Annotated in this window: 19 protein-coding genes, 1 tRNA gene, 1 pseudogene and 1 CRISPR repeat array; of the genes and pseudogenes, 7 read left to right on the forward strand and 14 right to left on the reverse strand. The window is 68.3% G+C overall.

Annotated features, from left to right (window positions below; all coding sequences use genetic code 11):
- Positions 1-10: 10 nt before the first annotated feature.
- The 7 genes from ACFSOX_RS20830 to rpsA form a co-directional block, all read right to left on the reverse strand.
- Complete coding sequence (locus ACFSOX_RS20830; protein ID WP_378479750.1) at positions 11-688, reverse strand: phosphoribosylanthranilate isomerase; 678 nt, start codon at positions 686-688, stop codon at positions 11-13.
- The gene (locus ACFSOX_RS20835) at positions 685-1,035 is read right to left on the reverse strand and encodes a HepT-like ribonuclease domain-containing protein (RefSeq protein ID WP_378479751.1); all 351 of its coding nucleotides are present in this window, start codon (positions 1,033-1,035) and stop codon (positions 685-687) included. Before ACFSOX_RS20835 ends, ACFSOX_RS20830 begins: the two co-directional genes overlap by 4 nt.
- Complete coding sequence (locus ACFSOX_RS20840; RefSeq protein ID WP_378479752.1) at positions 1,032-1,325, reverse strand: hypothetical protein; 294 nt, start codon at positions 1,323-1,325, stop codon at positions 1,032-1,034. The genes ACFSOX_RS20835 and ACFSOX_RS20840 overlap by 4 nt, the downstream gene beginning before the upstream one ends.
- Positions 1,326-1,494: 169 nt before the next feature.
- Complete coding sequence (locus tag ACFSOX_RS20845) at positions 1,495-1,857, reverse strand: LapA family protein (RefSeq protein ID WP_378479753.1); 363 nt, start codon at positions 1,855-1,857, stop codon at positions 1,495-1,497.
- 109 nt (positions 1,858-1,966) lie between these two features.
- A complete protein-coding gene (gene ihfB / locus ACFSOX_RS20850) occupies positions 1,967-2,263 on the reverse strand; it encodes an integration host factor subunit beta (RefSeq protein WP_111357548.1) in 297 nt (98 codons plus the stop codon).
- Positions 2,264-2,397: 134 nt separating this feature from the next.
- Complete coding sequence (gene sppA, locus ACFSOX_RS20855) at positions 2,398-3,387, reverse strand: signal peptide peptidase SppA (protein WP_378479754.1); 990 nt, start codon at positions 3,385-3,387, stop codon at positions 2,398-2,400.
- A gap of 298 nt (positions 3,388-3,685) precedes the next feature.
- The gene (gene rpsA, locus ACFSOX_RS20860; RefSeq protein ID WP_378479755.1) at positions 3,686-5,395 is read right to left on the reverse strand and encodes a 30S ribosomal protein S1; all 1,710 of its coding nucleotides are present in this window, start codon (positions 5,393-5,395) and stop codon (positions 3,686-3,688) included.
- Positions 5,396-5,895: 500 nt separating this feature from the next.
- On the opposite strand from rpsA, the gene ACFSOX_RS20865 reads away from it, so the two are divergent.
- Positions 5,896-6,780, forward strand: a complete 885-nt coding sequence (locus tag ACFSOX_RS20865) for a transglutaminase family protein (RefSeq protein ID WP_378479756.1) — start codon at positions 5,896-5,898, stop codon at positions 6,778-6,780.
- A gap of 164 nt (positions 6,781-6,944) precedes the next feature.
- Positions 6,945-7,751: a transglutaminase-like domain-containing protein gene (locus ACFSOX_RS20870; protein ID WP_378479757.1), complete on the forward strand. Its 807-nt coding sequence runs from the start codon at positions 6,945-6,947 to the stop codon at positions 7,749-7,751.
- A 102-nt stretch (positions 7,752-7,853) separates the two neighbouring features.
- On the opposite strand, the gene cmk is transcribed toward ACFSOX_RS20870, so the two are convergent.
- The gene (gene cmk / locus ACFSOX_RS20875; protein WP_378479758.1) at positions 7,854-8,477 is read right to left on the reverse strand and encodes a (d)CMP kinase; all 624 of its coding nucleotides are present in this window, start codon (positions 8,475-8,477) and stop codon (positions 7,854-7,856) included.
- A gap of 138 nt (positions 8,478-8,615) precedes the next feature.
- Here cmk and ACFSOX_RS20880 point away from each other — a divergent pair, with 138 nt between their 5' ends.
- A complete protein-coding gene (locus ACFSOX_RS20880; protein ID WP_378479759.1) occupies positions 8,616-9,998 on the forward strand; it encodes a class I SAM-dependent methyltransferase in 1,383 nt (460 codons plus the stop codon).
- 167 nt (positions 9,999-10,165) lie between these two features.
- Here ACFSOX_RS20880 and aroA read toward each other — a convergent pair whose 3' ends face one another.
- Positions 10,166-11,551: a 3-phosphoshikimate 1-carboxyvinyltransferase gene (gene aroA / locus ACFSOX_RS20885; protein ID WP_378479760.1), complete on the reverse strand. Its 1,386-nt coding sequence runs from the start codon at positions 11,549-11,551 to the stop codon at positions 10,166-10,168.
- A gap of 308 nt (positions 11,552-11,859) precedes the next feature.
- Here aroA and ACFSOX_RS20890 point away from each other — a divergent pair, with 308 nt between their 5' ends.
- The 3 genes and pseudogenes from ACFSOX_RS20890 to ACFSOX_RS20900 all read left to right on the forward strand — a co-directional run.
- Positions 11,860-12,264, forward strand: coding sequence for a TIGR02300 family protein (locus tag ACFSOX_RS20890; protein WP_378479761.1), 405 nt, complete (start codon positions 11,860-11,862; stop codon positions 12,262-12,264).
- A 251-nt stretch (positions 12,265-12,515) separates the two neighbouring features.
- Positions 12,516-12,591, forward strand: a tRNA-Ala gene (locus tag ACFSOX_RS20895).
- A 177-nt stretch (positions 12,592-12,768) separates the two neighbouring features.
- Positions 12,769-12,909: pseudogene (locus tag ACFSOX_RS20900) on the forward strand (hypothetical protein); the annotation flags it as partial.
- Positions 12,910-13,248: 339 nt separating this feature from the next.
- On the opposite strand, the gene ACFSOX_RS20905 reads toward ACFSOX_RS20900, so the two are convergent.
- Genes ACFSOX_RS20905 through ACFSOX_RS20925 form a run of 5 tightly spaced genes read right to left on the reverse strand, consistent with a single transcriptional unit; the run spans position 13,249 to position 20,598 of the window.
- Positions 13,249-14,610, reverse strand: coding sequence for a patatin-like phospholipase domain-containing protein (locus tag ACFSOX_RS20905; RefSeq protein WP_378479762.1), 1,362 nt, complete (start codon positions 14,608-14,610; stop codon positions 13,249-13,251).
- 30 nt (positions 14,611-14,640) lie between these two features.
- Positions 14,641-15,312: a hypothetical protein gene (locus ACFSOX_RS20910; RefSeq protein ID WP_378479763.1), complete on the reverse strand. Its 672-nt coding sequence runs from the start codon at positions 15,310-15,312 to the stop codon at positions 14,641-14,643.
- Complete coding sequence (locus ACFSOX_RS20915) at positions 15,309-18,467, reverse strand: efflux RND transporter permease subunit (protein ID WP_378479764.1); 3,159 nt, start codon at positions 18,465-18,467, stop codon at positions 15,309-15,311. The genes ACFSOX_RS20910 and ACFSOX_RS20915 overlap by 4 nt, the downstream gene beginning before the upstream one ends.
- Positions 18,464-19,546, reverse strand: a complete 1,083-nt coding sequence (locus tag ACFSOX_RS20920) for an efflux RND transporter periplasmic adaptor subunit (RefSeq protein ID WP_378479765.1) — start codon at positions 19,544-19,546, stop codon at positions 18,464-18,466. The genes ACFSOX_RS20915 and ACFSOX_RS20920 overlap by 4 nt, the downstream gene beginning before the upstream one ends.
- On the reverse strand, positions 19,543-20,598 hold the full coding sequence (locus ACFSOX_RS20925) for an efflux RND transporter periplasmic adaptor subunit (protein ID WP_378479766.1): 1,056 nt from the start codon (positions 20,596-20,598) through the stop codon (positions 19,543-19,545). Before ACFSOX_RS20925 ends, ACFSOX_RS20920 begins: the two co-directional genes overlap by 4 nt.
- A gap of 247 nt (positions 20,599-20,845) precedes the next feature.
- Here ACFSOX_RS20925 and ACFSOX_RS20930 point away from each other — a divergent pair, with 247 nt between their 5' ends.
- A complete protein-coding gene (locus tag ACFSOX_RS20930; protein ID WP_378479767.1) occupies positions 20,846-21,451 on the forward strand; it encodes a TetR/AcrR family transcriptional regulator in 606 nt (201 codons plus the stop codon).
- 67 nt (positions 21,452-21,518) lie between these two features.
- Positions 21,519-24,438: a CRISPR direct-repeat array (repeat unit 37 nt; unit sequence GCTTCAATGAGGCCGCGGCTGTTTGGCCGCGGAAGTC).
- The last annotated feature ends 53 nt before the right edge of the window (positions 24,439-24,491 follow it).

The following is a 24,491-nucleotide window of genomic DNA, read 5'->3' on the forward strand; positions in this document are numbered from 1 at the left end:
GGCAAACGCGTCACGCCCGCGGCCCGGCGGCGGCCGGCGCCGTGGCCGCGGCGGCCCGTGCGGCCCGCACGAAATCGACGATCTTGTCGGGATCCTTGTCGCCCGGCGCCCGCTCGACCCCGGACGAGACGTCGACGGCCGGCGCCCGGGTGATGCGCAACGCCTCGGCCACGTTGGTCGGGTCGAGGCCCCCGGACAGCATCGTGGCGAGGCCGGGATCGAGGCTGTCCAGCAGCCGCCAGTCGAAGGCGCGGCCGAGGCCGCCCGGCCGGGTCGCGTCCTCGGGCGGACGGGCATCGAACAGGATGCGGTCCGCCACGGCCGCATAGGCCGGCACGGCAGCGAGGTCGGCCGCCTCGGCGATGCCGAGCGCCTTCATGACCGGCCGGCCGAGCCGCGCCTTCACGGCGGCGACCCGCTCCGGCGTCTCCTTGCCGTGGAGCTGCAGCCAGTCAGGATCGAGCGCCGCGACGATGTCGTCCAGGAGCGCGTCGTCGGCGTCGACCGTCAGCGCCACGACCTGCAGCCGCCCCTTCGCCGGCGCCACGAGCGCACGGCCGCGGGCGAGATCGACATGCCGGGGTGACGGCGGGAACACGACGAACCCCGCCATGTCGGCGCCCGCCGCCACGGTCGCCTCGACCGCCGCCGGCGTCGTCAGGCCGCAGATTTTGATGAGGAGGGTCATGGCTCGACCGTCTCGACGAGCGGCAACAAGCGGTCGATCGCCGCGACCAGTCGCGGACAATCACGCGAGACGACCTCATGGACGATCTCGAAATCGACCCGCCAATAATAACGAACCAGCAAATGACGCATGTTGATCGCAGCGCGCCAAGGAATCTCCGGGGCGAGGCTCGCGACGGCCGACGGGATATTGTTCAAGGCTTCGCCCAGAACAACCAGGCAATAGGCTGCGCTGCCGCATGCATCGTGTCTTTCGGTGAAGACCGATGCGTCCAGCGTCCCGAAATCCGCCGCTCTGTCCGCCATCTCGCGGGCATCGCGCAGATACTCCACCGTCGAGTGGCTCATATCGGCTGAACCAATCGGGGGAAGTCGACGGCCTCCGATCCTTTCAAACCACTGACCAGGACGATCCCGAATTGGCGACCGAGCAGGTCGCCAAGATCGACCTCGGCTTGAGCGAGATCGAGCAGGCTGAGCCCCGGTCTCTTCTCCGCCAGAAAGGCCAGGGAGTCCTCTGACTGGACGTGGCCCGCGCTGCCCTGCGGCAGAAGGCCGACGAACTTCAGGGGAAAGCGCTGCTCGATCGCCGCGACATGCATGCGCAGGATCGAGCGGTTGATGTCCGGGGCGTTCATGGCACGATCTCCGTCGTCCGCGCGCCCTGCAACAGGGACATTCGGCGAACGAACGTCACCTACGGTGACGCGGCAAAGGTTCATTCGTCTGGCTACGACCGCAAGGATAAAATTGCGGACGGAGGAACGAACCCGCAGGGCCGGTGGATGCCGAGCGACGTCCCTCGCCTCAGGCCGCCGGGCGGGAGAGGGCACGGGGCGGCCAGCGGCGGCCTTCGTCCTCGGCATCGGCGACACGCTGCTTGAGCTCGGCGATCTCGGCGCGGGCGGAGCCGAGCTCCCACTCGGCACGGCGGGCGGCGCGACGCCATTTGCCCTGGTTGAGCCAGGTCGCGACGCCGCCGACCAGGACGCCGAAGGCGACGAGGCCGAGCACCAGAACGAACAGCGGCACCTGCACGGCGTATTTCAGGTCGCCCGGATTGAAAGCGTCGAGCGAGATCGGCACGGCGTGGCGGTTGACCAGGGCCAGCGCGACCAGGGCGATCGCCAGCGGCACCAGCACGATGACGGCGATAATCTTGCGGATCATGTCGAAATCACTTTCGCTCGACGTCGAAACGACGACGTGTGGACGGACACCGCGGGCGGCCGGATGCCCGCCGCGGCGAGCCCGATCGCGCCGCGAAGGCCGCGGCGGATCAGGACTGCGGCGGCTCCGGACGGTTGAGCCGCTCGCGCATCTCCTTGCCGGTCTTGAAGAACGGCACGCATTTCTGGTCGACCTCGACGTGCTGGCCGGTGCGCGGGTTGCGGCCCGTGCGGGCCGGCCGCTCCTTCACCGAGAAGGCGCCGAAGCCGCGCAGCTCGACGCGATCGCCGCGGGCGAGCGCCGCCGTGATCTCGTTGAGGATGGCGTTCACGATGTTCTCGACGTCCCGCTGATAGAGATGCGGGTTCTGCGCCGCGATGCGCTGGACCAGTTCCGATTTGATCATCTGTCGTTTCCGCCGATCATCGACGAGTCCGGGCGAGCAATTACCGGGAGACCGCCGCACCGCCGTGTGTCCGGCGATGCCTCCCGTGATGCGGGCGAGCGACGACCGGCTCGTCCGGCCCGCGCCCCGCCGCCCTAGTCAGCCGCCGCAGGGTGCCAAAGCGCCAGCAGACCGTCAAGACTAAGGCGTTCAAAAGATTGAATTGTCCCGGTCCCCAGCAGGCTGCGGGCGAGCGGCCCGAGGCCGACCGCCTCGGCCAACGCGGCGGTGCCGAGATGCAGGAAGGACAGGTCGCCGAGCTTGGGGTCGAGCTTCCAGTCCTTGACTGGCAGCTTGGGGTCGATCCCCTTCTCCTTGGCGAGCCAGGCGACCGCCGTCTCCTCGGTGCCGATGGCGTCGACGAGCTTCAGCTCGACGCCCTGCCGGCCCGTGAACACCCGGCCGTCCGTCACCTTGGCGAGCAGCTCGCCGTCGAGGCCCCGCCGCTCCTTCACCATGGTGCGGAACCAGTCGTAGGAATCGGCGACCAGGGCGGCGATGGCGGCGCGCGCCTCCGGGCTGGTCGGCTCGAAGCCGTTCGGCGCCGCCTTGAGGGGCGACGACTTCACCTCCTCCATGCGGACCCCGAGGGTCTTCAGGAGGTCGGCGACGTTCGGATACTGGAACAGGACGCCGATCGAGCCGACGATCGAGTTGCCCTGGGCGACGATGTGGTCGCCCGCCATGGCGGCGATGTATCCGCCCGAGGCCGCCATGCCGTCGACGACGATCACGGTCGGCTTCTTCTCCGCGAGCTTGCGCAGCGCGGTGTGGAGCTGCTCGGAGCCGGCCGTCGTCCCGCCGGGGCTGTCGATGTGGACGATGACGGCCTTGGCGGCGCTCGCCTTGGACAGCTTCTCCAGCGCCTCGACGCGATCCTGGTCGTTGCGGATGACGCCCTTGATGCCGATGCGGGCGATCTGGGCCGACCCCACCCCGCCGAGCCCCAGCTCGCCGCGGCCGCGCAGCGCCGCCGTCACGGCGACGATGCCGACGACGGCGACCAGCACGGCCAGCACGCGCCAGAAGGTGAGCTTGCGCCGCATACGGCGGCGATCGACGAGAGCATCGGCGTCGAGCGACATCGGGTCTTCCCTGGTCCGGCCGGCCCGCGTCCGCGCGTGGCCGGCACCGTCTCTCGCCATTATGCACGAATCGGGCGCCCGGAAGGCGGCCGCGACGTAAGGGCGCCCCCGAATACGCGAAACCGGCCGCTTTCGCGGCCGGTTCCTGAACAATTCGTTGATCGTTCCCTTGCTGGTCGTTCCGGGCTCGGCTGCGACAGCAGTCGAGACCCGGAACCCAGCCGAGAGCACCGCGGTTTCCGTTGGATTCCGGGTTCGCGCCTTCGGTGCGCCCCGGAATGACGGAAACGTGGTCCGATCAGTCCTTCTTCTCGTTGGCGCGCTTGAGCGCGGTGCCGAGAATGTCGCCGAGCGTCGCGCCCGAGTCGGACGAGCCGTACTGGGCGATCGCCTCCTTCTCCTCGGCCACCTCGAGCGCCTTGATCGACACCTGCACCTTGTGCGACTTGCGGTCGAACTGGGTGACGCGGGCATCGACCTTCTGACCGACCGCGAAGCGGTCGGGGCGCTGCTCGGAGCGGTCGCGGGCGAGCTCGTTGCGCTTGATGAAGGCGGCGAGGTCGGTGCCGACGATCTTCACGTCGATGCCGCCTTCCTTCACCTCGGTCACCTCGCAGGTCACCACGGCGCCCTTGCGGACGTCGCCGGCCTCGGCGAAGGGGTCGCCCTCGAGCTGCTTGATGCCGAGCGAGATGCGCTCCTTGTCGACGTCGACGTCGAGCACCTGGGCGCGCACGTGATCGCCCTTCTTGAACTCCTCGATCACCTGCTCGCCCGGACGCTTCCAGTCGAGGTCGGACAGGTGGACCATGCCGTCGACGTCGCCGTCGAGACCCAGGAACAGGCCGAATTCCGTCTTGTTCTTGACCTCGCCCTCGACCACCGAGCCGGGCGGGTACTTCTCGACGAAGACCTCCCACGGATTCCGCATGGTCTGCTTGAGACCGAGCGAGATGCGCCGCTTGATCGGATCGACCTCGAGCACCTGCACCTCGACCTCCTGGGAGGTGGAGACGATCTTGCCCGGGTGGACGTTCTTTTTGGTCCACGACATCTCGGAGACGTGGATGAGGCCCTCGATGCCCGGCTCCAGCTCGACGAACGCCCCGTAGTCGGTGATGTTCGTGACGCGGCCGTTGAGCCGCGTGTGGACCGGATACTTGGCCTCGATGCCCTGCCACGGATCGGCCTGAAGCTGCTTCATGCCGAGCGAGATGCGGTGGGTCTCGTGGTTGATCTTGATGATCTTGACCTTGACCTGCTGGCCGATGTTCAAGACCTCGGACGGGTGGTTCACACGCCGCCAGGCGATGTCGGTCACGTGCAAGAGGCCGTCGATGCCGCCGAGGTCGACGAACGCACCGTAGTCGGTGATGTTCTTGACCACGCCGTCGATGACCTGGCCTTCCTCGAGGTTCTGGACCAGCTCCTGGCGCTGCTCGGCGCGGGTCTCTTCCAGCACGGTGCGGCGCGACACCACGATGTTGCCGCGGCGCCGATCCATCTTGAGGATCTGGAACTGCTGCGGCACGTTCATCAGCGGGGTGACGTCGCGGATCGGACGGATGTCCACCTGCGAGCGCGGCAGGAAGGCGACGGCGCCGTCGAGATCGACCGTGAAGCCGCCCTTGACCTGGTTGAAGATGACGCCCTGGACCTTCTCGTTGTTCTGGAACGCGCGCTCGAGCTTGCCCCAGCTCTCCTCGCGGCGCGCCTTGTCGCGCGACAGCACGGCCTCGCCGAGCGCGTTCTCGACGCGCTCAAGGTAGACCTCGACGGTGTCGCCGACCTTGACCTCGTTCTGCCGTCCGGGGCCCATGAACTCGCGGAGCGCCACGCGCCCCTCGGTCTTCAGCCCGACGTCGATGACCGCGAGATCCTTCTCGATCGCGACGACGGTTCCCTTGATGACGGTGCCTTCGTGCAGGTTGCCCTGGGTGAAGGATTCCTCGAGCATGGCCGCGAAGTCTTCGTGAGCGGCGTGCGTGGCGTGAGCGGTCTGAGCCATGTAGTCTCCTGACGGGACAGCCGGCGGGCTGGTGTTGATGAAACGTCCATGACCGCTCGGGCCGAAGGCCCCGTAGCCTTCGGCTGCCACGCCGTCCCTTCCCTCCCGCTGCGGGGATGGGTCGAGATGCGTGGGCCGGCCCGATCTACCGAGCGGTCGGGACATGCTGAGCCCGGGTGCCGCAGCGTCGAGGCCGCGGGAGCCGGATCGATCCGTCGTGAGGAAAGACGATCCGTTCGACGCGACGAGCCGCCCTCGTCCGGCGGTGCCCTCGTGGGAGGCTCCGGACAGGTCGGCGCGGACGCATCGGCTCGGGGCGCGCATCGAGGTTGTCGGCGGCCCGGACTGCGGCGTCTATATCGTATCGGCCGGGGTCGGAGCAAGGCGTCGCAATCCCCGCGCAAGACGTTAAGTTGTGCGAGCACGGTGCGCTGCAGCACCGACCGGCGACCCGAAGCGCGAGCGCCGCATCCGACTACCGGAACGAGACTGCCGAGGCCATGACCGTCCTGAAGGTGCGCCACCTGACGACCTACCGGTATCGCAGGCCGGTCGGCTTCGGCGAGCACCGGATGATGTTCCGGCCGCGCGACTCCTACGATCAGCGGTTGCTCGAGGCGACCATGACGATCTCGCCGCGGCCGAGCGCGCTGCGCTGGGTGCACGACCCGTTCGGCAACGCCGTGACGCTGGTCCGCTTCGACCGGGACGCCGACGAGCTCGTCTTCGAGAGCCGGATCACGGTCGAGCACTTTCCGGACCCGATCGACTTCCAGAGCGAGGAGCGGGCCAAGACCTACCCGTTCTCCTATGCGCCCGAGGAGACGCCCGACCTCGCCCCCTACATGGTGCGCCAGTGCCCCGATCCGGACGGCGAGCTCGAGCGCTGGGCGCGGCGATTCCTGCGTCCGGGCCAGGACACCCCGACCGGCCGGCTGCTGATGACGCTGACGGCGGCGGTCGGCGAGAGCTTCGTCTACAACCGGCGCACCGAATCCGGCACCCAGGATCCGCTGACCACGCTGCGGCTCGGCCGCGGCACCTGCCGGGACTTCGCCCTGTTCATGATGGAGGCGGTGCGCTCGCTCGGCTTCGCGGCGCGGTTCGTGTCGGGCTATCTCTACGTGCCGACCCGCGACGGGCCGCGCCATCTCGGTGGCGGCTCGACCCATGCCTGGGTCCAGGTCTACCTGCCGGGTGCCGGCTGGGTGGAGTTCGACCCGACCAACGGCATCATCGGCAACCGCGACCTCATCCGAGTCGCGGTCGCCCGCATGCCGTCGCAGGCCGTCCCCCTCTCCGGCACCTTTCTGGGCCGCGCCGAGGACGAGCTCGGCATGACGGTCGAGGTCCAGGTGACGTCGAACGACCCGGCGGCGGGGTGAGACGGGCGGCGAGGCTTGGCGTGCTGGTGCGTGGAGTTTCCCCCTCCCCGACCCTCTCCCGCACGCGGGGGAGGGTCGGTGAGGGGACAACCGCGGGCTCGGCGTTGGCACCCCGCTTGCTTTTTCGATGAGACGACCTGCCCCGCAACCGGAGACCCCGCCGCGTGAAAATCCGTGCCGGCTACGACATCGCCTTCGACTGTCCTCAGCCCACCCCGATGATCCTCCTGGTGTCGGTCCATGCGTCGCGCATCGGCGACCTCTTGAGCCCGCAGCACATCACCTTCGACCCGCCGCTGCCGACCCGCACCTACGAGGACCAGTTCGGCAATGCTTGCACCCGCGTCCTCGCGCCGGCCGGCCGAGTGCGGTTCTCGGCGGACTTTCTGGTCGCCGACAGCGGCCGACACGACGAGGTGGTTCCCGACGCGCCCCAGGTCGCCGTCCAGGATCTGCCCGACGACACGCTCGTCTACCTGCTCGGCAGCCGCTACTGCGACACCGAGCACTTGGCCGAGGAGGCGTGGTCGCTGTTCGCCGGCACGCCGCCCGGCTGGGCCCGGGTGCAGGCGATCTGCGACTACGTCCACGACCACCTGACCTTCGACTACATGCAGGCGCGATCGACCCGCACGGCCGCCGAAGGCCATTCCGAGCGGCTCGGCGTGTGCCGCGACTTCGCTCATCTCGCCATCACGTTCTGCCGCTGCATGAACATCCCGGCGCGCTACTGCACCGGCTATCTGGGCGATATCGGGGTGCCGAAAGATCCGCAGCCGATGGATTTTTCCGCCTGGTTCGAGGCCTATCTGGGGGGCCGCTGGTACACGTTCGACGCCCGCCACAACGTGCCGCGCATCGGCCGCATCCTGGTCGCCCGCGGCCGCGACGCGACCGACGTCGCGATCTCGACCTCGTTCGGCCGCGCCGATCTCGCCAATTTCACGGTGATCACCGACGAGGTGGAGTGACGGCGCCGACGCGCGAAGAGTCACCTCCCCGCATGCGGGGAGAGGGAACCGCCCGCGCAGCGGGGAGAGGGAAGCAGCGGGGAGAGGGAACAGGCGCCGCCGTCAGCCCCGACGCGCCTCGACGAGCGCGATCGCGGCGGCCACGGCCGCCTCGACGTCGAGCTCGGTCGTGTCGAGCACATGCGCGTCGGCGGCGGCGACGAGCGGGGCGACGGCGCGGCCCGAGTCGCGCGCGTCCCGTCGTCTGATGTCGGCCAGCACCTCGGCCTCGTCGATCGCGAGCCCGCGCGAGGAAAACTCCAGCCAGCGGCGATGCGCCCGCGCTTCGGGTGACGCGGTGACGAAGATCTTCACGTCGGCCTGCGGGCAGATCACCGTGCCGATGTCGCGGCCGTCGAGCACGGCGCCTCCCGGCATCGCGGCGAACTCCTGCTGAAAGTTGAACAGGGCCGCCCGCACTTCCGGGATCGCCGAGACGATCGACGACGCCTCGCCGACGACTTGGCTCTTCAGCACCGTCTCGTCGAATCCGGTCGGGTCGAGCGCCTGGGCAGCCGCCGCCGCCTTCGCGCGGTCGTCCGGAGCGTGGCCGGCGGCCAGCACCGCATGGGCGACCGCCCGATAGAGAAGCCCGGTGTCGAGATGGCGCAGCCCGTAATGGGCGGCGAGGCGCTTGCCGAGCGTCCCCTTGCCGGACGCCGCCGGCCCGTCGATGGCGATGATCATCGGTCTCGTCGTCAACCCGTTGCACGAGCCTCGGGCGCCGGGGGTCGCCGTCGGGCCGGCTGGCTATTCCATGCCGGACACACTTCTGCAATATCCCCCCGCCCGGTTGTATCCCGGGCAGTCGTGAAGGGGGACATCATGGACGCGGCCGCACGGCGCCTCGACAGCTTCGGAAAGCTCCTCGCCCATGCGCGTGAACGGCTCGCGCTCGACATCGGCTTCGTGCTGTGGGACGGCGCGCGGGTGCCGGCCGATCTCGCCCCCGAGGCGCTGGCGGTCAGGATCGCCGACGAGGGCGTCGTCGCCGCGCTGGTGCGACGGCCGAACCTCGAGACGCTGGCCAACCTGTGGGCCGCGGGCCGCATCGCGCTCGTCAACGGCACCATCTTCGATCTGGTGAAGCAGCGCCCCAAGGTGCGCACCAAGGACTTTCTGAAGACCCTCGACAAGACCCTGACGCTCACCACGGCGGCGCGCTTCTTCACCGTGTCGCGCGGTGGCCCGTGGCCGCTCGAGGACACGCCCGACGAGGCGCCGAGCAGCGGTGCGCCGACCGAGAACAAGAAGAACATCGCCTATCACTACGACGTCTCGAACGCCTTCTACGCGCTCTGGCTCGACCGCGAGATGGTCTACACCTGCGGCTACTGCACCGACTGGGACAACGACGTCGACACCATCCAGCGCGACAAGCTCGAGCACATCTGCCGCAAGCTGCGGCTGAAGCCCGGCGAACGGCTCCTGGACGTCGGCTGCGGCTGGGGCGCGCTGTCGTGCTACGCGGCGCGGCACTACGGCGTGATCGCGCACGGCGTCACGCTGTCCGAGCAGCAGGTCGCCTGGGGCCGGGAGAAGGTCCGCCGGCTCGGGCTCGAGGACCGGGTGACGATCGAGCTGCGCGACTATTCGACGGTCGACGGCCAGTACGACAAGGTCGCGGCGATCGGCATCCAGGAGCATATCGGGATCGACAACTACCCGACCTATTACGACACCGTGAACCGCGTGCTGGCGCCGGGCGGGCTGTTCCTGCACCACGCCATCACCCGGCCGGCGAAGCGCGACGACAAGACCTTCCGCAAGAAGCGCGCCGAGTTCGCGCTGCTGACCAAGTACATCTTCCCGGGCGGCGAGCTCGACCACATCGGCAACACCGTGACCATGCTGGAGCGGCACGGCTTCGAGGTGCACGACGTCGAGCAGCTGCGCGAGCACTATTGGAAGACCTGCAAGCTCTGGCACGATCGCCTGGTCGCCAACGAGACAGCGGCGATCGCCGAGGTCGGCGCGGTCAAGACGCGGATGTGGATCGCCTATCTGGCCGCGTGCGCGATCGCCTTCGAGCGCAACACGGTCGGGCTCTACCAGACGCTCGCCTCCAAGCGCCGCCGCGGCCCCTCCGGCCTGCCGCCGACCCGGGCGGATCTGTATCGCGACACGCCGGCCGGCGCGGCGCCGGCCGCCCAGAACGGCAGCCGCGGCGTACCGACGCCGGTGCGATCGGCCGTCAGGCCGCGGTAGGAAGCGCCCCCGGAACGGCCGTCGTCCCGGGGCGGCGGCGCCTCTCCACGCCGTCATGGCCGGGCTCGTCCCGGCCATCCACGCCTTCGCGTACACGACCGGCCCCGGAAGAGGTGGATGGCCGCGACGCGCGCGGTCATGATGGGCTCCCTACGGGGGATCGACCCCTACCCGATGTCGGCGCCCAGGCTCCGCATCGTCTCGACGAAGCCCGGGAAGCTCGTCGCGATGAAGGCGGCGTCGTCGACCGCCACGGGACGCTCGGTCGCGAGGCCCATCACCAGGGCCGACATGGCGATGCGGTGATCCATGTGGGTCGCGACCGTGCCGCCGCCGGGCGGGAGGCCCATGCCACCCTGCCCCTTGCCCCCAAATCCCTCGACGATCATGTCGTCGCCGTCGATCGTCACCGTGACGCCGTTGACGCGCAAGAGATCGGCCGTGGCGGCGAGCCGGTCGGATTCCTTCACCCGCAGCTCCTTGAGGCCGCGCATCACCGTGGTGCCGCGCGCGAAGGCGGCGGCGACGGCGAGCACCGGGTACTCGTCGATCATGGCCGGCGCCCGCTCGGGCGGCACCTCGACGCCGGTGAGCTGCGAGAACCGCACCCGCAGATCCGCCATCGCCTCGCCGCCGTCCTCGCGGGCGTCGACCGCCTCGATCGACGCGCCCATCTCGCGCAGCGTGGTGATCAGCCCGATGCGCAGCGGGTTGGTCATCACGGTCTCCAGCACGACGTCGGAGCCCGGCACCAGCAGCGCCGCGACCAGGGGGAACGCCGCCGAGGACGGGTCGGCCGGCACCACGACGTCGGCGCCGTGCAGCTCCGGCTGGCCCCGGAGGGTGATTCGCCGCCCGTGCGTCCCCTCCGGCACCACCGTGACGGTCGCGCCGAAATGCAGAAGCATCTTCTCCGTGTGGTCGCGGGTCGCCTCGCTCTCGATCACCACGGTCTCGCCCGGCGCCGACAGGCCGGCGAGCAGCACGGCCGACTTCACCTGGGCCGAGGGCACCGGCGTCGCGTAGACGATCGGCAGCGGGTCGCGGGCGCCGGCGAGCATGATCGGCAGGCGGTCGCCCTCGGCGGCCTGCAGCACGGTCGCGCCCATCTTCACCAGCGGATCGAGGATGCGGCGCATCGGCCGGCGGCGCAGCGAGGCGTCGCCGTCGAACATGGCGGCGACCGGGCAGCCGGCGACGGCGCCCATCACCAGCCGCGAGCCGGTGCCGGCATTGCCGAAGTCGAGCGTCTCGGGCGGCGCGGCGAAGCCCCCCACCCCGACCCCGTCCACGGTCCAGGCGCCCGGGCCGATGCGCGCCACGGTGGCGCCGAGCAGGCTCATCGCCTTGCCGGTCGCCAGCACGTCCTCGCCCTCCAGCAGGCCCGTCACGGTGGTGCGGCCGACCGCGAGCGCCCCGAGAATCAGCGCCCGGTGGGAGATCGACTTGTCGCCCGGCACACGGACGCGGCCGGCGAGCGGGCGGGCGCCACGGGCGGCGAGCGGCATCGGGGCGGCGGTCGAGGAGGCGGTCGAGGATGCGGTCGAGGACATCGTCGGGATCCCGGAAACGGCGGCGGGAGATCGGAAAGCGGGCTGTCTTACCGGGGATCGCCCGCGCCGCCCACAGGAATCTCGGGGCGGCCGCCGGGCCGGGACCGCGCCCCGATTCGGCCGTCGCGAACCTTTCACCGGGACCGCGGCGCCCCCGCAGGCCGGCCCGTCGACCGCCGACCCGCGGACCCGCTGCGAATCACCGGACATGGCTGTCCGGCGGTGCGGTCCCGCTATTGACAGGGGACATCTGAGTCGCCAGACGAAGGGTCCGTTTTTTCCGACTTCCGCTTCAAGGATTTCCGACCGTGGCAAAACCCGAGCTCGGTACGAAACGCCTCTGCGCCTCGTGCGGCGCCAAGTTCTACGATCTGTCCAAGGATCCGATCGTCTGCCCGAAATGCGGCACCGTCTACGAGGTCGCCGCCCCGGTGGCGCCGCGCGGCGGTCGCGGCGAGGCCGCCCGCATGGCCACCGAGAGCGAGCTGCCGGAGACCACCGAGGCCGAGTTCGTGTCGCTCGAGGAGGCCGATGCCGAGGCCTCCGGCGGCAAGAAGGTGACGGCCGGCGAGGACATCGCGGATGTCGACGAGGACGTCGATCTCGACGAGAGCCTCGACGACGACGACACCTTCATCGCCGAGGACGAGGAAGAGGACACCGACGTGTCGGAAATCCTCGGCGGCGACATCGAGGACGAGGAAGAGACTTGATGTCCGGCCCAAGGTGTGGTTCTAAGCGCGGCGCCGACGCGCCGGGCCTTGAACCGGCGGGCGACCGGGCCTAGAAGGCTCGGGACGACACCCCGGCGGACCGCGCCGCCGATCCGGCCGAAAGGCCGGCGGACGACACCGGGGTGAGCGTAGGTGAGCGTTCGGAGGTGAGCCTTTCGAGGCGAGACTTTCGACGCGAGAGTTTCGACGCGAGACTTTCGACACGGTGATCCCAAGCCCGTGTCGCGCGTGGGGCCATAGCTCAGTTGGGAGAGCGCTTGAATGGCATTCAAGAGGTCAGGGGTTCGACTCCCCTTGGCTCCACCAATCTCCTAAGATAAGCACCTGAATTCGATACGGTTTCCCGGCTCCGGCGGCGTCCGGCCCCGATCCCCGAGTCCTCTTTCGGATCGGTCGACCGGGACGAAGCCGGTGGACGTTCCGGACCGACGGTGACGCGCGGCCCGCTCGTCCTCGATGGTGACGGCGTGACCAGCCGAATTCGCGCGTCGTGTCCGTCGCCCCCCGCCGGACAGCCCGGCCTGTGAGAGCCTTGCCGGACTCGTCGAACGGCTCACCTTCAATGATCCCGCGAACAGCTCCCGAGTCGCGCGGCGCGCGCCCGTGATCATCGAGCCCCCGTGACCGTCGTCGGCCACGCCGCGACCATTTTCGGCCGGCGAGCGGCTCACGGCCTGTGGCGAGTGGGTGAACGACCGGACCCATGGCCTGGCGGTTCGAGACCAGCGTCCTCGAGCGCAGCCAGCGGGTGTGGATCGTCCGACCGTAGCGGCGTGAGCGCCCGCCCTTGCAGGTGCATCCGCGCGTATCGACACGCCCGGATGCGTCGCGCGACCGCGGCGCAAGAGAGCGACGGGCCCTGCCGCGGAAACACGAGAACCGACAGTTACCGGACGGCGCTGCATCGCCTGATCTCTGTGACGTGTCTGTTCCGGATCGGCCGACGCCGGTGTCCGCCCTCGCCTATTTCGACGCATCCGCGCCCCCGGCGCCGCCCAGGAGCGACATCGTCGGAAGATACCGATACTCGCCGAGGAAGCGGGTCCGTCGTCCTTTCTCGAAGCCCGACGCGAACAGCTTCGTCATGTATCTGGAGCTGACCGCACCTTGCGCGACGCTCTCGAAGCCGGGATCCATCGCCGCGACGTTCAGCTCGACGCCGTCACGGCGCGCCGCCTGATGCACCATCGCGAGCTGGCCGCGAATCGCCGACACCATCGCCATGGCGGACGACCTCTCTCGGATCGACGTGAGCCTCCGCTCCGGCGACGCGAACTCCGGGACTGCCTTCCCGTTCAAGATCAGATAGAGGCGTGCCATCGGCAGGCGCGCGCCGCCGGCCACGATGTACGCGTCGGGAGCCACGTAAAACGTTCCGGTCACACGAGCGTCGACATGCATCTCGAGGAACCTGCGATCCTTCGCTTCGGCCTCGATATAGACAGGGGGGCATATTCCGGGGATGCTCGCCGCGGCCAGCAGCACGTCGCGGAACAGATTCAGCGCAGCCTCGCCGCCGATCGCGGCGATCGCGCCCATGTTCCATACCACCGAGCGTCCGGCGTCGAGGTTGGTCGTCAGAACGAACAGGCGTCGGCCCTTTGCGTGCTCGGCGGCGATGTCGCCGAGGAGATCGAGACCGATACGCCTGGCGATGAGCCGCTTGAACGGCCATGTCTCGACGAGGCTCTCCGCCGTCGGACGGAGAGCGAAGACGTCGCCCGCGTCGATGCCGGTGAACAACGCGCGCATCGCCTCGTCGTATCGAGGGCCGGCGAACGCGTAGACGGCCGCGAACGCCGCGGTCCCGTTTCCGATCACGACGGAGTAGTCGGGCCGACCGTGGGCGGCCGACCAGCCGGACAGGAACCCAGCCCCGAACGCACTGTCCTGGGCACCGGAGGAGAGAACCAGCCAGTCTCCCCGCGAGGCCGGAAGGGCCTCTTCGTAGTCGCCGGCGGAGTCGGCCCAGAACCGTGTTCCGGGAAAACCAGGGATCGTGGCGAGTTGTTGCTCCTTTTCGCTGAACACCGGCCGCGGCAGCGGACCGGACGGCTTCGGTTCCGCAGCCGGACGGTCCGCCGTTCGGGGCGGCGTCTCGCGCCGTGCCGGCTTGGCCGCCTTCCGAGGCACGGCCGGTCGCTCGACGGGCTTGGCCGCGAAAGGCGGCCAGAAGTCCGGCAGCCCGGCCGCCGCGGCGCGTCGCTGCATCGGCGCGGCGGCGACGGCCGTGCTCTCGACCACGACGAGGCCGATGCCGATAGCCAGAATCCACGCGGCCGCGATCACGAGAAGGGATGCGATGGAAAACATGGAGCGCCACATGAGTTGGTCCGTTCTGGATGTCGGCGTCGCCTATCGGGCGGAGCGCAGCCCGGCGAGGCAAAGCTCGAGGACTCGATCGAACGAAGGACCGGCGGAATCGGAGGCGGGCTCCAGCCCGCGATGAACGAGCCGCGCGAAGGCCATCCGGACAGCTCGGCCGTCCCGGACCGGATCGCCTCGCCTGAACTCGTCGCGCTGCATTCCCCGAGCCACGATGGCGACGATCGCCGCGTCGACGCGGGCGATATACGCGCGTGCCGCCCCCCAGCGCGCCGTCAACGCCACGTTCAACAGGTCGTCCAGCCGCGGCTCGGATCTGCGGCTCTCGCGCGCCAGTTCGTGCAGGGTGGCGAGGAACCCCTGCAGTCGCGCCGCCGCCGACGGGTACCGCATCGCGACGTCGCAGGCCCGATCGACGGACCTGTCGAACCGTCTTCGGGCGACCGCCGCCGCGATCGCATCCCGCGAGGGGAAGAGCCGTTGGATCCCGGCTCGCGGGATCGCGAGCTCGCAGGCGATATCGGTCAACGTCGCCGTCTCGTGTCCCACGCCTCGATACAGCCGCTCGGCCGTGTCCAAGATCAGATCACGCAGCTCGCCGTCGCTCGCGACGGACGTGCCGCCCGAGCCGCGGCCGCATCGACGCGGCTCGGAAAAGCCGCGGCCGGTCGCCGCCGGAGCGATGTGAAGGGACTGGCTCACGATACGACTCCGGTCGCCGGCCGATCGATCGACGCGGCCGGTCCGTCACCCGTCGATTCGTGCTCCTGTCGGGACGTCGCGGAATCGTCCCTCGGCTCCTTGATTCGGAACCAGGTGACGTAGAGCGCCGGAAGGAACAGGAGCGTCAGTGCGGTGCCGACCAGGATGCCGCCCATCATCGCATAGGCCATGGGCCCCCAGAACACGTCGCGCGCGATCGGGACGAGGCCGAGACTCGCCGCCGAGGCCGTGAGCATGATGGGCCGCACGCGCTCCTCGCACGCCCGAACCACGGCGTCCCATGCCCCGAGACCGTCCTTGCGCAGGGTCTCGATCTGCACGACCAGGATCACGGAGTTGCGGATCAGGATGCCGATCAGAGCGACGATGCCGAGGATTGCCACGAATCCCAGGGGAGAGCCGCTGAGAAGCAGGGCGATGACGACGCCGATCAGGGCCAGCGGCGCCACCGAGGCCACCAGGAACAGCCGGTTGAAGCTGCGCAGTTGCAGCATCAGGATCGTCGCCATGGTGATCAGCATCATCGGCACCACGGCGAAGATGGGGCTCTGCGACTTCGCACTCTCCTCCACCGGCCCACCGATCGCGAGGCGGTGTCCGGCGGGCAGGCGCTCCTCGAAGCTCTTCACGGCGGGAGCCAGACCCTCGGCGACCGTCGCGGCTTGTCTGCCGTCGAGGATGTCGGCCTTGACGGTGACGGTCGGCAAGCGATTCCGTCGCCAGACCACCGGCTGTTCGAGATCGTACCGGAAGGTGGCGAGCGCCGCCAGCGGAACGGCCTGCCCGGCCTTGTTGAGCAGTTGCAGGTTCTGCAGCGTCTCGATCGCGCCGCGCTCCTTCTCGCCGGCGCGAACCATGACGTTGACCAGATAGATGCTGTCGCGCACCTGGGTGATGGGCACGCCGCCGACGACGCCGTTCAGCACCGTGGCGATATCGGCCGAGCTGACCCCCAGCTGGCGCGCCTTGTCCTGAAGGACGTCGACCCTGACGACGCGGCCGGGCTCGTTCCAATCGAAGACCGGCGAGCTGAGATTGCGATCGGCGCCCACGATGCCGGCCAGCTCCCGCGCCAGTCCACGGACCTTCTGCATGTCCGGGCCGCTGATGCGGTATTGCACGGAACGGCCGGCCGGCGGACCCAGCGCCAGGAGGTTCACATAGGCGTCGACGCCGACGAAGTCTTTCTTCAGAAGGTCCGTGATCCTGGCACGCACCCGCTCCCGGGCGGCGAGATCCTTGGTCAGGATGACGGTCTGGCCGTAGTAGGCGTTCGGCGGCTGCACGTCGAGCGTCAGGATGAAGCGCACGGCGCTCCGGCCGACATAGGAGCTCCAGCGGACGATGTCGGGGTCGCCTTCGATCGCCTTCTCCAGGCGATCCATCTGGGCTCTGGTCTCGTGAATGGTCGAGTTCTGCGGCAGCGTCCAGTCGACGAGCAGCTCGGGTCGGTCCGACGGAGGAAAGAACTGCTTTTGGATGGAGCCCATTGCGTAGAGGGACGCGGCGAATATCCCGACCGTGACGCCGATGGTGATCCAGCGCCAGCGCATGGCCCAGAGCAACGCCGCCCGGAACATCAGGAACACGCGGCCCGGCTTGTCGTGCTTGTGCAACGTGGACGGCAGGATGACATAGCCGAGCAATGGCGTGAAGACACCGGCGACGAGCCACGACAGCAGCAGCGCCACGGCGAGGACGACGAAGAGGGTGAACGTGTACTCGCCGGCAGACGAGCTGTTGAGCCCTATCGGGGTGAAGCCGGTGATGATCACCAGAGTGCCGGTCAGCCGCGGGAACGCCGTGGAGGTGTAGATCTGCAACGCGGCCTGCCGCAGCGTGTCGCCCTTCTCCAGTCGGGCGATCATCATCTCGATGGCGATCATCGCATCGTCCACCAGGAGACCGAGCGCGATGATGAGCGCCCCGAGCGACACGCGCTGCAGCGTGACCCCGAGATACGCCATGGTCATGAACGTCATGGCCAGCACGAGCGGAATGGCGAGCGCCACGATCAATCCCGCGCGCATGCCGAGCGCGACGAAGCTGACGGCCAGCACGATCACCACGGCTTCGAACAGCGATCGCGTGAAATGACCGATCGCCTCTTCGACGACGACCGGCTGGTCCGCCACGAGATGGACGCCGACGCCGACGGGCAGGTTTCCGACGGCCTTGTCCATCTCGGCGGTCAAGGCCTTGCCGAACTCCAGCAGGTTCGCTCCGCTCTTCATGCTGATGGCGAGGCCTATGGCGGGCTGGCCGTCGAAGCGGAACAACGACGACGGCGGATCGGCGTAACCGCGCTTGATCGTCACGACGTCGCTGAGCCGAAAGAAGCGGTCGTTGACGCGCAGGTTGAACGCCTCGAGGCTCTTCTCGGAGGCGAATTGGCCGCTGACGCGAATATTGACACGTTCGGGCCCGGCCTGGATGACGCCGGAGGGTACGATCGCATTCTGGCTCTGCAGCGCCTGGATCACGGACTGCATGTCGAGCCCGAGATTGGCGATCCGGCGCGAGTCGAACTCGAGATAAATCACCTCGTCCTGTGCGCCGATCAGATCGACCTTGCCGACATTGGGCACGGTCAGGACGTCGGTGCGAACGGACTCGACGTAGTCGCGCAATTGTCGCAGGGTCAACCCGTCCGCCGTGAACGCGTAGACGTTGCCGTACACGTCCCCGAAGCGGTCGTTGTAGAACGGCCCGATCACGCCTTGCGGCAACTGCGCCTGGATATCCTCCACCAGGTGCCGGACCGTGACCCATGTGGGGCGCACGTCGCGATTCTTCGTCTTGTCGCGCAGATAGACGTAGATCGTGGTCTGCCCCGGAATGGTGACGCTCTTGGTGTAGTCGAGCTGCTCCAGCTCCTCGAGCTTCTTCTCGATCCGGTCGGTGACCTGATTGATGGTGTCCTCCACCGAGGCGCCGGGCCACACGGCCGAGATGACCATCGTCTTGATGGTGAAGTCGGGATCCTCCTCGCGGCCCAGACTGAAATACGCCATCACGCCCGCGACCATGCACACGATCATGAAGTACCAGACGACCGATGCGTTATCGAGGGCCAACGCCGAGAGATTGAACTTCTTCCCGCTGCCGTCGGCAGTCCCGTGATCAGTGCTCATTGCGATGCCTCTCCGGAGATCTTGACGGACTGCCGGACCGCGAGCGAGTGCACGCCTGCCGTCACCACGCGGTCGCCGGGTCGCAGGCCGCCGGACACGGTCGCGCTCTCGCCGGTCCGGGCGGCGACGGTCACCTCACGCAGATTCACGGTCTTGGAATCCGGGTCGACGATCCAGACGTGCTGCTTGCCGTCCCGCTCCAGCAGCGCGGTCGCGGGGATCCCGATCGCCCCGGCCGACGATGCCGCCGCGTGAGCGGTTATCGTCGTTCCCAGACGGAAGTCGTCGGGCGGATCGTCGAGCGCGATCTTCACGCGCCGGCTGCGGGTGAGGGCGTCGATGCGTGGCGCGATCTCCCGCACCCGCCCGTCGATCCGCTGCGACGGAGCGATTTGCAGCGCGACTTGAAACGAGCTGCCTTCCTTGAGACCGGCGGCGACATCGTCCGGCACGTCGATGACGGCTTCGCGCACATCCGGCCGCGCGATGGTGACCACCGGCTGGCCGGCCGTCGCGACCTGGTTGACCTCGGTGTGGACGGCCGTGACGATGCCGTCGAACTCGGCCCTGAGCTCGGTGTAGCCGCGCTGCTCGAGCGCCTTGTCGAGCGCGCTCCCGGCCCGTATCACGGCCGCTGCCGCGGCCTCCCGAGCCTGCTGAGCCGCCTCGAACTGCTGCGGCGGAACATGGTTCCCTTCGAGGAGGATGCGGAGTCGCTTCTCCTGCGCCTCGGCGTTGGCGAGCTTTGCGGTCGCGTCGGAAAGACCGGCCCGGGCGTCGCTGACGGCCAGGTCGTATGGAACCGGATCGAGCGCGGCGAGACGCGCACCTTTCTTGATCCGATCGCCGACGCTCGCGTCCCGGGCGGTGATCCGCCCCACGACGCGAAACGCGAGCGTGGAGGCGTAACGCGGCTCGATCGTGCCCGCGAAGGCACTGTGGGCGGCGACTTCCTTCTGGACGACGACCGAGAGCACCGGGCGAACGCGCGGCGCCGGTGTCGCGCGTTCACCTTCGGGCTTGCATCCGGGCAGAGCCGCACAGGCGAGCACGAGCAGGGTGAGGTGTGCCTTCTTCACGGCCGGTCCTCCGCAAACGCCACTTGTTGCCGCGGCCGCAGGAGATGTGCTCCCGAGGTCACGACGATCTCGCCCGGACGCAGACCTTCGCGAACGACGATATCCGCGTTCCGATAGGCCTCGATCTCGATGCGTCGGAGCGCGACGGCCCGGCTCTGTCGATCCACCACCCACACCGCAGGCCGACCATCGTCCGAGGCGAGGACGCTCCACGGCAGGACCACCATGTCCCGCTGCCGGGGATGCGCCGTCACCCGAACGGCGGCTCCGAGCACCATTTCGGCCGGGGTCTCCGGAATGCCGATCTTCACGCGGACCGCGCCCGTCGCGTTGACGGCCGGGGCGATCTCCCGGATCTCGCCGCGCGCCTTGATTCCGGGATCGGAGATCAACGCGATCTCGATGTCGTCCATCGGGCCGGCGCCGAGAAGCGTTTCATGGACGTTGACGACGGCGTCGCGCGGGCCGTCCTGGGCCAGCGAGAAGACCGGCGAGCTGGGCTGCACCACCTGTCCGACCTCGACATGACGCGCCGTCACGATGCCCGGAGACGCCGCATGGAGGACCGTTTGGGCGAGCTGATCGCGCGCCGTCGCGAGCTGGGCCGTCGCGCTCTCGAGCATGGCTTGCGCGCTCCGGTGCGCCTGCTCGGCCTGATCGTAGTCGCGCCTCGTGGTGAACCCCTGCGCCAGCAGCGCCTTCTGGCGCTCGAACACCGATGCCACCTGACGCAGCTTGGCGGCAGCGGCCTGGACGGCCGCCGCGGCACCGGCGACGTCCGCTTCCTGGACCTTCGAATCCAGCCGGGCCAGAACGTCGCCGGCGTCGACATGCGCGCCGATATCGACGAGACGCTCGGTGATCTGGCCGCTGATGCGGAACGACAGGTCGCTCTGGATGCGCGCCGAGACCACCCCGGTGAGCGTGAACGCTTGATCGTCTTTCAGGAGGCGGACCTCCTGTGCCCTGACCGGCAGCGGTGCTGCGGATTTCTCCTCCTTCTGCTCGCAGCCGCCGAGCAGGACGATCGCCAGGCAACCGGCCAGAGGCACGACCGCGGGCCGGCCTCGTCTCCGACAGCCCCTCGAGAGTCCGGCTGTGCGAGCTTTCGGCATCGCGAGATCCTCCTGTGAATGCGTTCGGTCGCCGCCGGCGCCGCGGACCGCCCCGCAGCGGCTCTGTCGACATCATCGCGGTATGTACTTGGGTGCATACATATCTAGGAGCACCGAGAAGGCTTGTCAAGTATTCACATACATACTAAATTGACCGCAGACAGCCGGAGGATCGGGGCAGGCAATGGATCAGACGGTGCGGAAGCGGGACAAGGAAGCCAGCAAGCAAGCCCTCATGCAGGCAGGGCTGAGCGCGTTCTCGACGCGTGGCTATGACGCCGCGACGACGAAGATGATCGCTGCGGACGCGGGGCTCAACGAGCAGCTCATCACCCGGTATTTCGGCGGAAAGGCCGGGCTTCTGCTTGCGATTCTTGCGTCGTTCGTCGACGAGGAGGCCAATGGTCGGATATATCCGGCGCCGGCCGAGGATGTGGAAACGGAGATCAGGCAGTTTCTACTGTATCGGCATCAAAAACTACTGGTTTTGCAGGACTTTTTTCGCGCCTATCTACCCCTCAGCTTGCGCGACGACGCCATCCGCGATTCGCTCAGGCCGATTCTGCTTCGGGAGTCCGCCGTCCTGCGTGATCGCCTGGTTGCACTTCAAGGGCGCGGCCTCATTCGCGCCGACGCCGATCTGGAGGCCGTCAGCATGATCATCGGCGGGCTGTCGTTTCACGCGTCGTTCCTTTTGCGCGTCAACCTCGACCTCCCCGATGACCGTCTCGACCACATCATTTCGGAATTCGTCCGCTGCATGACACTGGCGTTGGCGCCGATGCCGTGAGCGACGGTTCCTCGCTCGGTCGGGCGACATGCCCTGCGCACGGGCCGCTGTGGCGCGCCCCGGCACCGCTTCAATGAGGCCGCGGCTGTTTGGCCGCGGAAGTTTCAAGCCCTACAAGCCGCGCGACTACGGCTCCACGCTTCAATGAGGCCGCGGCTGTTTGGCCGCGGAAGTGCTGCCGTCCCCGCCGCGTCGGCTGAGGTGTCCTGGATGGGGACGCTTCAATGAGGCCGCGGCTGTTTGGCCGCGGAAGTCACTCGGGCTGCGAAGGGCGCTATCATCCCGCTGACGGCTTCAATGAGGCCGCGGCTGTTTGGCCGCGGAAGTCCCGCGCCGCCGCCCGGCCGGCCGGAAAACGACGGTGCCGCTTCAATGAGGCCGCGGCTGTTTGGCCGCGGAAGTACTGAGAAATGCCGATCATGACCAGTCAGACGAACACGCTTCAATGAGGCCGCGGCTGTTTGGCCGCGGAAGTCACCGCGCCCGGCGGGACCGGGCAATCACGAACAGGTGAGCTTCAATGAGGCCGCGGCTGTTTGGCCGCGGAAGTCTCGCGGGCGTGTCGAATGACCCGCCGGGTGCTCCTGAATCAGCTTCAATGAGGCCGCGGCTGTTTGGCCGCGGAAGTCAACGGCTGGTCGGCGCGGCCGTGTCGTCATCTGAGCGCTTCAATGAGGCCGCGGCTGTTTGGCCGCGGAAGTCGTTGCCGTAGCGGAGCAGCGGCTTGGCCCGGAGCGTGGCGCTTCAATGAGGCCGCGGCTGTTTGGCCGCGGAAGTCCGGCATCTACCAAGAGGCGGATGTGCGCGGTGTCCCGTCGCTTCAATGAGGCCGCGGCTGTTTGGCCGCGGAAGTCGGCGCGAGGTCATGGCGGCGCGGTTCGGTTGGCCGACCATCGCTTCAATGAGGCCGCGGCTGTTTGGCCGCGGAAGTCGGTGCCGTTCGTCGTCGCCTACGCACTGACCAAGTCGCTTCAATGAGGCCGCGGCTGTTTGGCCGCGGAAGTCATCGCCGGCGTACTCATGAGGCTGCGCCGTGGCTGAGGCTTCAATGAGGCCGCGGCTGTTTGGCCGCGGAAGTCATCGTGTCCGAGGGGCTGATGGACGCGCCGCGGGTGCTTCAATGAGGCCGCGGCTGTTTGGCCGCGGAAGTCGGCGCCGTCGGCCCCGTCGTCGCCCTTCGGCAGCACGCTTCAATGAGGCCGCGGCTGTTTGGCCGCGGAAGTAAGAAGCTCCGAACCGGAATCGCGGCGACGGGCGGGCTTCAATGAGGCCGCGGCTGTTTGGCCGCGGAAGTCCAGCTCGGGCTTCGGCTGATCAGTGAGGCGTCTGCACGAGCTTCAATGAGGCCGCGGCTGTTTGGCCGCGGAAGTCGCTCGGCGCGACGTGGTCGCTCTATCGCTCGACCGACGGCGGCTTCAATGAGGCCGCGGCTGTTTGGCCGCGGAAGTCGACCCTGCCGAGCCCGTACCAGTCGTTGAGCGGGTGGCTTCAATGAGGCCGCGGCTGTTTGGCCGCGGAAGTTCGTCTCGACTTCTCGGTCGTCATCCATTTCAAGAAGCTTCAATGAGGCCGCGGCTGTTTGGCCGCGGAAGTCCGGAGCTGATCGCCGTGGTGGTGCCTGCCTCGGCCGCTTCAATGAGGCCGCGGCTGTTTGGCCGCGGAAGTCTGCGCCTCACGAGAGACGGCGCCGCGAAACTGCAAGCTTCAATGAGGCCGCGGCTGTTTGGCCGCGGAAGTCTCACGCTGACCAACGCCGCGATGCCCGCCAGTCACGGGCTTCAATGAGGCCGCGGCTGTTTGGCCGCGGAAGTCCGGTCGATGGACCGCCTGATTAGTGTGGATTCGGACGCTTCAATGAGGCCGCGGCTGTTTGGCCGCGGAAGTCGTACTGCGCGATCGCGCCCGCGACCTGCGCCGCAAGCTTCAATGAGGCCGCGGCTGTTTGGCCGCGGAAGTCACGGCCCCGGTGTCCTTGTCGACCACGATCGCCGTGCTTCAATGAGGCCGCGGCTGTTTGGCCGCGGAAGTTCCCTCGGCGCCGTCCGCCGTCGCCCGCTCGGCCGTGGCGGCTTCAATGAGGCCGCGGCTGTTTGGCCGCGGAAGTCCTCGGCGTCGACGTCGAGCAGCTCGTCGCTTTGGACGCTTCAATGAGGCCGCGGCTGTTTGGCCGCGGAAGTGCTTGCTCAACAGGGCACTCAGATCGGAGACATTTTTGCACTTCAATGAGGCCGCGGCTGTTTGGCCGCGGAAGTCGAGGTGCCGGCGGAGATGCGGCTTGGGCCGGGTCTCGCTTCAATGAGGCCGCGGCTGTTTGGCCGCGGAAGTCCACCCCGACGACCGATCACGCCAGCGTCGCCGCCATGCTTCAATGAGGCCGCGGCTGTTTGGCCGCGGAAGTTTGCCAATGGTGATCATCGTGTTCATTTACTAAGACAGCTTCAATGAGGCCGCGGCTGTTTGGCCGCGGAAGTCCCAGTATCGTTAGCAGTTGGTGTTGATGGTACACGAGCTTCAATGAGGCCGCGGCTGTTTGGCCGCGGAAGTCCGTTCTGGGCGAGGTCGTCGTAATCCCCTTCGGTGTTGCTTCAATGAGGCCGCGGCTGTTTGGCCGCGGAAGTCCGCGGCGGACGGGACATCGCCGAACGCCGCGCCGCCGCTTCAATGAGGCCGCGGCTGTTTGGCCGCGGAAGTCGGCAATTCCACGACTCGATGCGCGAGACGAACGGTGGCTTCAATGAGGCCGCGGCTGTTTGGCCGCGGAAGTCCACGCGCCAATCCCTCGGGTGCCCACACGGCGCCGCCGTGCTTCAATGAGGCCGCGGCTGTTTGGCCGCGGAAGTCCAGAAGTAACCGAAGGTAAGCATTCTGAAAAATTTGCTTCAATGAGGCCGCGGCTGTTTGGCCGCGGAAGTCGATGCGCACACCACCAGGCGGTGGCAGGGCGAGGGCGGCTTCAATGAGGCCGCGGCTGTTTGGCCGCGGAAGTTAGACCGGTTTTCGCTCACGTTGGTGCATAGCCTGCGTGTCGGATGAAATTTCT

Source organism: Rhodoplanes azumiensis, from assembly GCF_042682915.1.
Lineage (GTDB): Bacteria > Pseudomonadota > Alphaproteobacteria > Rhizobiales > Xanthobacteraceae > Rhodoplanes > Rhodoplanes azumiensis.

Bases quoted from the DNA above. Each gene is read 5' to 3' on its own strand.
- ACFSOX_RS20830 (WP_378479750.1), bottom strand. From the start codon at position 688: ATGACCCTCCTCATCAAAATCTGCGGCCTGACGACGCCGGCGGCGGTC.
- ACFSOX_RS20835 (WP_378479751.1), bottom strand. From the start codon at position 1,035: ATGAGCCACTCGACGGTGGAGTATCTGCGCGATGCCCGCGAGATGGCG.
- ACFSOX_RS20840 (WP_378479752.1), bottom strand. From the start codon at position 1,325: ATGAACGCCCCGGACATCAACCGCTCGATCCTGCGCATGCATGTCGCG.
- ACFSOX_RS20845 (WP_378479753.1), bottom strand. From the start codon at position 1,857: ATGATCCGCAAGATTATCGCCGTCATCGTGCTGGTGCCGCTGGCGATC.
- ihfB (WP_111357548.1), bottom strand. From the start codon at position 2,263: ATGATCAAATCGGAACTGGTCCAGCGCATCGCGGCGCAGAACCCGCAT.
- sppA (WP_378479754.1), bottom strand. From the start codon at position 3,387: ATGTCGCTCGACGCCGATGCTCTCGTCGATCGCCGCCGTATGCGGCGC.
- rpsA (WP_378479755.1), bottom strand. From the start codon at position 5,395: ATGGCTCAGACCGCTCACGCCACGCACGCCGCTCACGAAGACTTCGCG.
- ACFSOX_RS20865 (WP_378479756.1), top strand. From the start codon at position 5,896: ATGACCGTCCTGAAGGTGCGCCACCTGACGACCTACCGGTATCGCAGG.
- cmk (WP_378479758.1), bottom strand. From the start codon at position 8,477: ATGATCATCGCCATCGACGGGCCGGCGGCGTCCGGCAAGGGGACGCTC.
- ACFSOX_RS20880 (WP_378479759.1), top strand. From the start codon at position 8,616: ATGGACGCGGCCGCACGGCGCCTCGACAGCTTCGGAAAGCTCCTCGCC.
- aroA (WP_378479760.1), bottom strand. From the start codon at position 11,551: ATGTCCTCGACCGCATCCTCGACCGCCTCCTCGACCGCCGCCCCGATG.
- ACFSOX_RS20905 (WP_378479762.1), bottom strand. From the start codon at position 14,610: ATGTGGCGCTCCATGTTTTCCATCGCATCCCTTCTCGTGATCGCGGCC.
- ACFSOX_RS20915 (WP_378479764.1), bottom strand. From the start codon at position 18,467: ATGAGCACTGATCACGGGACTGCCGACGGCAGCGGGAAGAAGTTCAAT.
- ACFSOX_RS20930 (WP_378479767.1), top strand. From the start codon at position 20,846: ATGGATCAGACGGTGCGGAAGCGGGACAAGGAAGCCAGCAAGCAAGCC.